We start from the raw sequence: 10,444 nt of genomic DNA on the forward strand, positions 1-10,444 counted from the left end.
GGGGGGCAACCTCTTCGCCACGGCACGGGATACAAGCACGGGAGCCGGTGGTGCGGCCAATTGACGATCGGGGCGTTCGAATTTGTTTCGGATCCGCGGCTTCACCGGTGTGCGCTGTTTCCCACCTCGCGGTGGCAATTCCTTCACACCCGGGGCGGGCGCCGGGGTCGCGGAACCGGGCACTCCGGATCAAACCGCGCGCACCGGCGCGGGGTGTCCCGTGCGGACGTGCGGGCGTATGTCGCCCACGTGTGCGGTGTGCAGATTTACCGGAGGTAATGTTCAGCCCTGGGCTTAGGCGGGGCCTGTCGCCCCGTGAGCAGGGGTGATCCCGCGGTCCGCGGGCGCCGGGGGCCGGGTCCCGGACGGGCTCAGGCGGTGGCCGGACGGGCCCGGCCGGCGGCGTCGCCCTCTGCGCCGGACAGCCCGAAGTCGCAGAGCCTGCCGATGAGTTCCAGGGCGGTGTCGATCAGGTCCGCGGCCTCGCAGGCGTCGTCGCAGACGACGAGCTCCCGCCCGATCTCGGCGATCGTCGTCGTGAGCGCGATCAGCAGGGCGCGGTCGCCCGGCCGTTCGTGGGTGATGCCGAGCAGGGTCGCGTTGTGGCTGATCCAGGTCCTGAGGTTCTGCCGGCCGAGCAGGTCGAAGCCCGGCGGGGTGTCCCCGGTGTAGAAGAGCCTGGCCATCTCCCGCCGGGCCCGGGTGTGTTCCAGGTACGCGCGGGTGCCGGTGAGGAAGAGGGCGCGCGGGCGGCTCTCGCCGGTCTCCCGCAGCCGGGCGACCGCCCGCGCCGTGGTCTGCGCCTGCGCGGTGCGGAACTCCTCCCACAGGGCCAGGAAGAGGTCCACCTTGCCGTCGAAGTGGTGGTAGAGCCCGCCGACGCTGGCGTCCGCGCGGCGGACCACCTCGGCGATGCCGGCCGCCGCGTACCCCGACTCCCCGAAGACCTCGCGGGCCGCCTTGAGGAGCGACTGCCGGGTGGTCGCCGCCCGGCCGGGCGTCCGGGCCGGGGCCGGCCCGGACGCCCCACCGGTCGTGGGAAGGTCCGCGGGATCGCCGATGAGCAGCTCGTCACCGCGTGTGTCGCCCATCCCGGGACCTTCCGTCCGTCACGGTCGCGTCGCGCCGTGAACCCACTGCCTGGAGGGGCAGCACACTACCCCTGGTCGTTCAGGGTGCCGGGACGCCGTCGGCCGGGGCCTCCGGCTGCGCCGTGGTGTACGGCGTGATGGCGCCCCGCTCGGAGTCCGTCACCAGCGGCGTGCCCTGCAGGGCGACCTCGGTGCTGCCCTTCAGGATGCCGATCTGGACGCCGGTGTAGCCCGCGTGGGAGTCCCCGCTGAACCGGAACGGCACCAGCCCGGGTCCGGTGAAGCCGCCCTTCTCCACGGCCTTCACCAGCGACTCGCGCGTGGGGTTCTTCCCGGCGCCCTGCAGCGCCTGGACGAAGGTGTAGGCCATGGACATCCCGAACTCGACGTTGCCGTCGAAGGGCAGCTTCGGGATGTACTTGTCGTGGATCCCGCGGAAGAGCTTGATCCAGCTGTTGGAGGCGTCGTTGGTGGGCGGCATGTAGGTGTCGGTGATGATGCCGTCCATGAGCGCCGCCGGGTCGGCCGTGCCGCCCGCCTGCTTCGCGAAGGACTGCAGCAGTCCCGCCAGGGTGGTCGGGTCGGAACCGACGTTGGTCACCACCATCTGCGGGTTGTACTGGAGCTTGAGCGAGGTGAGCTTGAACAGCGCGGTGTACGTCGGGATGGTGAACAGCACCACCACGTCCGCCTTGGACTGGGCGATGGCCGTGACCTGCGGGGCGATGTCGGTGCCGCCGGGCTGGTAGCTCTGCCGGCTGACCACCGACTCCTTGGGGACGTACTGGTCCAGCCCCTCGACGCCGTCCTTGCCGAAGTCGTCGCCCTGGTAGAAGTAGGCGACCTTCTTGCCCGCGAGGTTCTCCTTGATGTACTGGCCGAGGATCTTGCCCTCGACGAGGTAGTCCGGCTGCCAGCCGAAGGTCTGCGGGTGCTTGTCGGGCTGGTCCCAGCAGCGGCAGCCGGAGGACACGAACAGGTCCGGCACACGGCGGCTGTTGAGGTAGTCGACCACCTTGGTGTGGGTCGGCGTGCCGAGGCCGCCCATCATGGCGAAGATCTTGTCCTCCAGGACGAGTTCCTTGGTGACCTTCACCGTCTGGGTCGGGTTGTACGCGTCGTCCTTGTACCGGAAGTCGATCTTCCGGCCGTTGACCCCGCCGTTGGCGTTGACGTGGTCGAAGTACGCCTTGGCGCCCGCCGAGACGTTGCTGTACCCGGGCGCCGCGGGCCCGGTGAGCGGCTGGTGGCTGCCGATGACGATGCTGTCCTCGGTGACGCCCGGTGCGGCGGAACCGCCGCCCGAGCCGCCCGAACAGGCGGTGAGCACCAGGGCCAGCACGGCCAGCGCGGCGCCGCCGCGCAGACGCAGGCCTTGTCGGTGACTTCTTCTCATGACCCCTCCTGGAACCGAATCGGATTCGGTGGGTTTTGAACGGATTTCATGTGACGTGCCGGTGGTCGAGGAAACGGGATGTGGACGGTCAGGTACCGGGGCCCCGGGTGCGGAGCCGCCGGACCAGACGGATGAGGGCCCCCTGGATCCCTTGCGGGAACAGGAGCATCGACAGGACGAGGGCGAGGCCGTACAGGGCCAGCGGCAGGTTCGCGTAGAAGCCCCGGGACAGCTCCAGGGCGTCCGCCACGTCCCCCGTCCAGTTGGGCAGCAGGACGAGGAGCACCGAGCCGTACACGGCGCCCGCCAGGCTGCCGAGGCCGCCGAGCACCGCCGCCGTCAGCAGGGACAGCGAGAGCGCCAGCGGGAACGCCCCGGGCGCGGCCAGCGAGCTGACCACCGCGAGGAGCCCGCCGCCCAGGCCCGCGCAGGCCGCGCTGACCACGAAGGCGAGCACCCGCAGCCGGGCCACGTGGATGCCGGCCAGCGCAGCGGAGACCTCGTCGTCCCGGATCGCCCGCCACGACCGGCCGACACGGCTGCGCCCGAGGTCGGCGAGGAACACCAGCACGACCACCGCGCACAGCACGCAGACCCAGGCCTGCCAGCGCTCCAGCGGGAAGTACGGGCCCAGCGCCTCGGGCGGCGGGGGCGAGTTCACCACGAGCCCGTTCTCGCCGCCGAGCAGATCGGTCAGGTGCCGGTAGTTGGCGAGCGCCGGCAGCCCGACGGCCAGGGTGAGGGTCGCGCCCGCGAGGTACGGGCCCTGCAGCCGCGCCGCGGCGGCGCCCACCAGCGCGCCGAGGGCGGCCGTGACCGCCGTCCCCGCCGGCAGCGAGACGGCCAGCGGCCAGCCCAGTTCGGTCAGGAACAGGCCGGTCCCGTAGGCGCCGACCGCCATCAGCGCGCCGTGGCCCAGCGAGATCTGGCCGTTGGTCCCCGTCAGGACGGTCAGCCCGGCGACCGCGCACACATACGTGGCGACGGTGGCGACCTCCAGGTTCTGGTACGGCGACAGCAGGGCGCTGACGCCGCAGACCACCAGCAGCCCGAGCAGCGCGGGCACCAGGTGCCGTACCGCGGTGCGGTCCATCGGACCCCGCAGCCGGGCCGCCAGGCCCGTGGCCGCCGGCCCCCCGAGCGCGGACCCCGGGTCCTTGGCGGTGTCGGTCGTGTCGGTCATGTCGGTCATGTGCCCCTCACACCCGTCGCACGGAGGTACGCGAGAACAGGCCGTTGGGCCTGATCATCAGCACCGTCATCAGCACCGCCAGCGCGCCCAGCAACGCGACCTCGGACCCCAGGTACCCCGAGACGTAGGACAGGGTGAGCCCGACCACGAGCCCGCCGACCACCGCACCGGGCGGGCTGTCCAGACCCCCGACGACGGCGGCGGCGAAGCCGAACACCAGCACCGCGTCGAACTGGTTGGGACCGACGAAGGTCGCCGGCGCCACCAGGACCCCGGCGAGCGCCCCGACCGCCCCCGCCAGCGCCCAGCCCAGCGTGAGCACCCGTCCGACCCGCACCCCGAACATCCGGGCCACCTCGGGGGAGAACGCCGCCGCCCGCATCCGCAGCCCCACCGGGGTGACCCGGAACAGCAGCACGAGCAGCGCCATCACCACGAGCACGGCCCCGATGACGAACAGGTCCGAGGGCGACAGCAGCAACCGTGCGTCGCCCACCGCGAAGCCCTTGATGCCCAGCAGCGGCGGGAAGGAACGCGGCGTACCGCCCCACACCATCCCGGCCACCGCCTGCAGGAACAGCAGCAGGCCGAGGGTGACGATCACCGCGTTCATCGGCGGCCCGTTCTCGATCGGGCGGACCAGCACCCGTTCCACGACCGCCCCCAGGACGAACCCCGAGGCGAGGGCGGCCAGCAGCCCGAGCCAGTACGAACCCGTCGCGTGGATCACGCCGAGCGCGACGAAGGTCGTGATCATCAGCATGCCGCCCTGGGCGAAGTTGACGATCCGGGTCGCCCGCCAGATGAGCACCAGGGCCAGCGCGACCGCCGCGTAGACGATGCCGCTGCTCACCCCGCCCAGTGTCAGATTGATGAAGTACATTCAGAACCCCAGATAGGCGTGGCGGAGGTCGTCCGCGGTGGCGAGGCTCGCGGCCGCGTCGGACGCGACCACCCGCCCCAGGTTCAGCACGACGCCGTGGTCCGCGACGGACAGGGCGCTGCGCGCGTTCTGCTCCACCAGGAGCACGGTGAGCCCCTGCCGCTCCCGCAACTCCCGCAGGACCGCGAGGATCTGCGCGGTGACCCGGGGAGCGAGCCCCAGCGACGGCTCGTCGAGCAGCAGCAGCCGCGGCCGGGTCATCAGCGCCCTGCCGATGGCCAGCATCTGCCGTTCGCCGCCGGAGAGCGTCTCCGCGAGCCGTGCGCGCCGCTCGGCCAGCGCGGGGAAGAGGGCGTACACCTCCTCCAGCCCGGTGGACTGCAGCGCCCTGCGCTCGCGCCGGTTCCGCCACAGGACGCCCAGCCGGAGGTTGTCCTGGACGGTCAGTTCGGTGATGACCCCGCGGCCCTCCGGCACATGGGCCAGGCCCAGCCGCACGACCTCCTCCACGGGCAGCCGGGTGATGTCGGCGCCGTCGAGCAGCACGCTGCCGGAGCGGGGCCGGACGAGTCCGTTGACGGTGCGCAGGAGCGTGGTCTTGCCGGCGCCGTTGGCGCCCAGCACGGCGGTGATGCTGCCCTGGTCCACGGTGAGGGACACCTCGTCCAGGGCCCGCACCATGCCGTAGGAGACGGCGAGTTCACGGACCTCAAGCACGGGAGGACTCCTCTCGCGCCCCGGGCGCCCCCGGCGCCGGTGTCCTCTCGGTGACCTCGTCGCCGAGGTACGCCTCGGTCACCAGCGGGTCGTCGCGCACCTCGTCCGGGGTGCCGTAGGCGATGACCTTTCCGAAGTCGAGGACGAGGACGCGGTCGCAGACCCGCATGACGAGGTCCATGTGGTGCTCGACGAGGATCACCGCCATCCGTTCGCGCAGCCCGGAGATGACCTCGCCCAGTTCGCGCATGCCGTCCTCGGTCAGCCCCGAGGCCGGCTCGTCGAGCAGCAGCAGCCGCGGCTCGCCGACCAGCGCCCGGGCGAGCGCGACCTGCTTCTGCACCCCGTAGGGGAGTTCGCCGGGGAGCCGGCCGGCGGCGTCCTCCGCGCCGAGCTCCCGCAGGACGGCCAGCGAACGGTGGCGTAGCAGCCGCTCGTCGCGGTCGGAACGGGGCAGGCCCAGCAGCGCGGAGGCGAAGCCCGCCCGGGCGTGCCGGGTCGCCCCGACCATGACGTTCTCCAGCACGGTGAGCCGGGGGAACAGCCCCAGGCCCTGCAGGGTCCTGGCGATGCCGAGCCGGGCCAGCTGGTGCGGGCGGGGCCAGGGCAGTGCCCGGTCCTGCCAGTGCAGCGTCCCTGCGGCGGGGCGCACGAAGCCGCACACGGCGTTGAACAGGGTCGTCTTTCCGGCCCCGTTGGGGCCGATGACGCCGAGCACTTCGCCCGGCCGGACCGACAGGGACACCGCATCGAGCGCGGACAGGCCTCCGAAGGAGACCTCGAGTCCGTCGATGCGCAGGAGGCTTTCCACCAGTCACCCTTCCTTGGGAGTTCGGCGGGGGTGGTACGGGACGAGAGGGGCGAGGGGTCGGGGATCGGGGGAGGGATCGCGCGGACGGTCCGGTCGCCCGGCCGCCCGCCGGCTCGGCGCGGGGTCGTGCGGGACGGCGGGCCGGGCCTCCCGCACGCGGTGGCCTGCCGTTCGGGAGGGCTCCTCCCATCCCGGACCGAATCAGAATCGGATTCGGTTCCGACTGAGGGTGACCCCCGCCCGAAGCGCTGACAAGCCCCCGGTGACGAGGAGTTCGGCTAGCCGGCGCCCGCGAGCGGCCGCGCCTCGTCCACCTCGTGGCGCCGCCCGCTCTCGGCGGCCGTCCCGTCCCGGCGCCGCCGGACGTAGCGGCTGCCCAGCCGGTCGGCGAGGACGATGACGCCGGTGGTGCCGAGGACGGCCGCGGCGGTGCCGCGGTCGCCGGCGACGGCCGGTCCGTTCCTGAACGGGGCGAGGGTGCGGTTCACCAGGAACGGGACGAAGAGCGGGACGGCGATCCGCGTCCCCGAGTCGTGTCCGGCCGCGGACCGGTTCACCGGGCGGCTCCGCCGGCCGTCCCGATCCGCTGCCGTACGCGCCACGCCGGCGGGTCCACCGACCGCCGCGCGCTGCGCCCGTGCCGGCGGATCGCGGCGAAGGTGACGGCGAGCTGCGACAGCCCCGTCAGGGCGCCCGGCGCGGGTTCTCCGGCGATCCGCGCGCCCATCGTGTCCCGCGCGAGGACGGAGAGCGGGAGGAGGACCGCGAAGCGGCCGAGCGCGCTGAGCGCCGGGACGCGCCGCGGCAGCCGGCAGGCAGAGCGCGGCCGTCCGGGCGCGGTGGGCCGCACCGGTGGTCGTGGTGGTGCCGCAGCCGGTGGCGGTGGTTGCCAGTGGTGCCAGGTGTCGCCGTGGTACGTCATCGCGCGGTCTCCAAGCGGCTTGTGTGGCCAGGGTGTTCGGGCGCGGTGGAGGGGCGGGCAAGGTTCGGCTGGTACGCCCCGGGCGTCGGTGCCCCGGGGTGGCCGCACGATACCGACTGGTCGGCATGTCGGGAAGAGGTGCTGCAGGTCACGGTTGAGGCACCGTCCCGCGGGGGCCCGAACCGGCCCCGGCCCGGCCCCCGTTCGGTGGTTTCGTGGGGGGCGGGCCCAGAGCCGCGCGGAACGGCCGGGGGACGCCTTGCGGCGGGGCCGGATCCGTGCGCGGGCGGGCGACGGCCTCAGCCGGCGGGGTCGGTGTGCGGGGGGTGCACGGGGACCTCGCACCACACCTGCTTGCCGCCGCTGAGCGGCATCGTGCCCCAGGCGGCGGACATGGCGTCGACGAGGAGGATGCCGCGGCCGCCGGTGTCGTGCCAGTTGATGATCGCCGGTTTGACCGGCGTCCGCGGCGAGGCGTCGCCGACCGCGATCCGCAGCCGGTCGCCGGTGAGGGTGAGATCGAGCCGGACCTGGCCCTCGGTGTGCACCAGGGCGTTGGTGACCAGCTCCGAGACGACGAGCAGCACGGTGTCGGCCGCCTCGCCGAGCCCCCACGCGCGCAGGGTGCGGGCGGTGAAGCGGCGGGCGTGCGAGGCGGCGTCGGGGAGCCGCCACACCGTCCAGCTCTCGCGCACGGGCTTGACGGCCATGCCGTCGTAGCGCATGAGCAGCAGCGCCACGTCGTCGCTGCGGGTGGCGGCGCTGAGCAGGGCGTCGGCCATGCGGCCCAGGTGGGAGGGGTCGGTCTCGGACAGCTCGCGCGCCATTCTCTGCATGCCCTCGTCCAGGGGGAGTTCGGCGGACTCCACCAGGCCGTCCGTGGTGAGCGCGAGGACGGTGCCGATCTGCAGCCGCAGCGGGATCAGCGGGAAGTCCGCGTCGTCGACGACGCCCAGCGGGGGCCCGCCGTCGCCCTCCACGGTCCGGGTGCTGCCGTCGGGCAGCCGCAGCACCGGGGGCAGGTGACCGGCGCGCACGCACCAGGCGCTGCCCTCCTCCATGTCGATGCTGACGTAGCAGCAGGTCGCGAAGAGGTCGGTCTCCATGCCCACGAGCAGGCGGTTGGCGTGCGAGACGACGACGTCGGGGGAGTGGCCCTCCACGGCGTACGCCCGGATCGCGGTGCGCATCTGGCCCATGAGCGTGGCAGCCCCGGCGTTGTGGCCCTGGACGTCGCCGATGACCAGGGCGACGTGGTGGTCGTGCAGGGGTATGACGTCGTACCAGTCGCCGCCGACCTCGAGCCCACCGGTCGTCGGCAGGTACCGGGCGACCGCGACACCGCCCGGCAGTACCGGGAGCCGGCGCGGCAGCAGGGTGCGCTGGAGGGTGCCCACCAGTTCGTGCTCGGCGTCGAAGGCCCTCACGCGCACCAGCGCCTGGCCGACCAGCCCGGCCGCGGCGGTCAGCACGGCCCGTTCGTCCGCGCCGAACTCGTGGGGCTCGTCCCAGCCGATGATGCAGCATCCGACGACGCGGCCGGCCGCGGGCAGCGGCAGCACCGCGAGGCCGCCGGGCCCGACCCCGGCCAGCGTGGACTCCAGCGGTGCCCCGGCCGGCCAGAAGCCGACCCGGCCCTCGCGGAGCGCGGTCGCCAGCGTGGGCATGGCCCGGGTCGGCGCGTCGGGCCATTCGGAACGCCATTCGGTGCGCCACACCTCCGGCCACGCCGAGGGGTCCGCCGGATCGAGGACGGTGACCACCAGCCGGTCGCTCTCCAGTTCGGCGAGCGCGATCCGATCGGCGTTCAGCGGGCGGCGCAGCGAGGTCACCACCACCGTGCTGACCTCGCGCACGGTCGCGGCGTTGGCCAGGTCGGCGGCGAGCTGCTGCACCCGGCCCACGTCGTTGACCCCGGCCCGCATCCGCGAGGCGTCGCCGACCGTGCCCAGCAGCCGTACGGGACGGCCGTCCGGGGCGAACAGCACCCGCCCGCGCAGCCGCAGCCAGCGCAGTTCCCCGGAGGGCCGGCGGATGCGGAACTCCAGCTCGCGGTCGCCGGTGGCCATGTGCCCGGCCTCCACCACCGACATCAGCGCGGGCAGGTCCTCGGGGACGGTCAGCGCGAGCAGGGTCTCCACCCGGCCGTCGAAGGCGGCGGGTTCCAGGCCGAACAGGGCGAGCACGTCGTCGCCGACGTTGATCCAGCCGGTGTCCATGTCGAGGGTGAACCCGGTGGCCCGGGACTCCGCACCGGCCACCGGATCGGTGTCGGCGCACGCGTCGCCGGGCGCCGGACCGGGATGGCCGATCGCCGTGGCGAACAGTTCGAGACTCCGCCGGTCCTCGGCGTCGAAGCCGCCGGGCTGGTCGGTGACCGCCACGAGGCAGCCGACGCACACGTGGTCCGCCCGCAGCGGCAGGGCGGTCAGCGAGACCTCCGGCGTCTCCGACGCCCCGTTCCCCACCAGCCGGGCGACCTCCGCGGGCCCCGCGGTCACCACGCGGTCCTGGCGCACGGCGACGGCCATGGGGGAACCGCCGTCCGTCGCGTAGCTCTGGCGCAGCCCGTGCAGGATGCGCGGCACCCCGGCCGACGCGACCAGGCACAACTGCCCGCCGGTCTCCGAGGGCGCGTACACCGCGACGTGGGTGGCACCGGTGAAGACCAGAGCCTGCTCGATGACGGATCGCAGGCGGGCGGACTGGCCAAGGTCGGATCGGAGCGATTTCAGCGCGAGCTCGGCGGACAGCGCCCGAACTCTGCGTCCTTTCGCGCCGTCGCTGACCACGTCGTCATTACACCGCCTCCGGAGCCCCGGCGCAGCCCGTGTGCAGGGAATCGTCACGGGCCGTGAGAAGAACGCGGGACGGGGCCCCCGGCCCCCCGCTGTCGCGACCAGCCCCGCGCGCGGACGCGCCGCGGCGGGGTTCGGCAGACACGGTCCGTGCCGCGCGTACGCCGCCACGTCCCTCCGGCCCTCCACGACCGCGATGGCGATGCCGGGGTCCCCGCCCGACTCCACGAAGCGCCGCAGGCGGGGGCTGTAGGCGGCCTGAACGGCGGCGTCCACCGACGGGAACTCGCCGCGGACCACGGCCGGGTCCGCACCGGGCAGCGGCAGCGCGCTCGCCCGCTCCCGGTGGGCCCGCACCCGGCCGGCGAGCAGCGTCCCCAGCCGGGCCGGGGCAGGCGGAGGTTGCCGCCGAAGACGTCGGCGACGAGGAACCGGGCGCCGGGCGGGCAGGGTATCGAGGGCGGCGCCGCGTTCCCCGGTGGTGCGCGGGCCGACCGCGGGCCCGGGCTCCGGGTCTAGGACGACACGGCCTAGCTGTTCTGTCCACAGAGGTTGGTGACGGATCTCTCGGCTGAGGGATCTTGAAATGGGTGAGGGCCTTCTGGCTCGGTGTGGATTGCGACATCTGCACCGG

General features: G+C 73.7%; 9 protein-coding genes. All 9 read right to left on the bottom strand.

From position 1 onward, the window contains the following. Positions 1–371: 371 nt before the first annotated feature. The 9 genes from PV342_RS21725 to PV342_RS21765 all read right to left on the bottom strand — a co-directional run bounded on the left by PV342_RS21725 (position 372) and on the right by PV342_RS21765 (position 9,804). Positions 372–1,091: a TetR/AcrR family transcriptional regulator gene (locus PV342_RS21725; protein ID WP_400807319.1), complete on the bottom strand. Its 720-nt coding sequence runs from the start codon at positions 1,089–1,091 to the stop codon at positions 372–374. 79 nt (positions 1,092–1,170) lie between these two features. Next, on the bottom strand, positions 1,171–2,487 hold the full coding sequence (locus tag PV342_RS21730; protein WP_500318441.1) for an ABC transporter substrate-binding protein: 1,317 nt from the start codon (positions 2,485–2,487) through the stop codon (positions 1,171–1,173). 88 nt (positions 2,488–2,575) lie between these two features. Continuing rightward, the gene (locus tag PV342_RS21735; RefSeq protein ID WP_500318442.1) at positions 2,576–3,679 is read right to left on the bottom strand and encodes a branched-chain amino acid ABC transporter permease; all 1,104 of its coding nucleotides are present in this window, start codon (positions 3,677–3,679) and stop codon (positions 2,576–2,578) included. Positions 3,680–3,686: 7 nt separating this feature from the next. Then, positions 3,687–4,532 (bottom strand): branched-chain amino acid ABC transporter permease, encoded by an 846-nt coding sequence (locus tag PV342_RS21740; RefSeq protein ID WP_400807324.1) that lies wholly within the window; start codon positions 4,530–4,532, stop codon positions 3,687–3,689. A 30-nt stretch (positions 4,533–4,562) separates the two neighbouring features. Next, positions 4,563–5,279 (bottom strand): ABC transporter ATP-binding protein, encoded by a 717-nt coding sequence (locus tag PV342_RS21745; RefSeq protein WP_018558050.1) that lies wholly within the window; start codon positions 5,277–5,279, stop codon positions 4,563–4,565. Continuing rightward, positions 5,272–6,090, bottom strand: a complete 819-nt coding sequence (locus tag PV342_RS21750; protein ID WP_500318443.1) for an ABC transporter ATP-binding protein — start codon at positions 6,088–6,090, stop codon at positions 5,272–5,274. Before PV342_RS21750 ends, PV342_RS21745 begins: the two co-directional genes overlap by 8 nt. Positions 6,091–6,368: 278 nt before the next feature. Continuing rightward, complete coding sequence (locus PV342_RS21755; protein ID WP_500318444.1) at positions 6,369–6,647, bottom strand: hypothetical protein; 279 nt, start codon at positions 6,645–6,647, stop codon at positions 6,369–6,371. Beyond that, positions 6,644–7,012 (bottom strand): DUF485 domain-containing protein, encoded by a 369-nt coding sequence (locus tag PV342_RS21760; protein WP_500318445.1) that lies wholly within the window; start codon positions 7,010–7,012, stop codon positions 6,644–6,646. The genes PV342_RS21755 and PV342_RS21760 overlap by 4 nt, the downstream gene beginning before the upstream one ends. Before the next feature lie 299 nt (positions 7,013–7,311). Continuing rightward, positions 7,312–9,804 carry a SpoIIE family protein phosphatase gene (locus PV342_RS21765; protein WP_500318446.1) on the bottom strand — a complete coding sequence of 831 codons (2,493 nt, stop codon included), beginning with the start codon at positions 9,802–9,804 and terminating at the stop codon, positions 7,312–7,314. Positions 9,805–10,444 lie beyond the last annotated feature (640 nt).

Source organism: Streptomyces sp. PA03-3a (assembly GCF_033792735.1).
In the GTDB taxonomy this organism is placed as follows: domain Bacteria; phylum Actinomycetota; class Actinomycetes; order Streptomycetales; family Streptomycetaceae; genus Actinacidiphila.

Bases quoted from the DNA above. Each gene is read 5' to 3' on its own strand.
- PV342_RS21725 (WP_400807319.1), bottom strand. From the start codon at position 1,091: ATGGGCGACACACGCGGTGACGAGCTGCTCATCGGCGATCCCGCGGAC.
- PV342_RS21730 (WP_500318441.1), bottom strand. From the start codon at position 2,487: ATGAGAAGAAGTCACCGACAAGGCCTGCGTCTGCGCGGCGGCGCCGCG.
- PV342_RS21735 (WP_500318442.1), bottom strand. From the start codon at position 3,679: ATGACCGACATGACCGACACGACCGACACCGCCAAGGACCCGGGGTCC.
- PV342_RS21760 (WP_500318445.1), bottom strand. From the start codon at position 7,012: ATGACGTACCACGGCGACACCTGGCACCACTGGCAACCACCGCCACCG.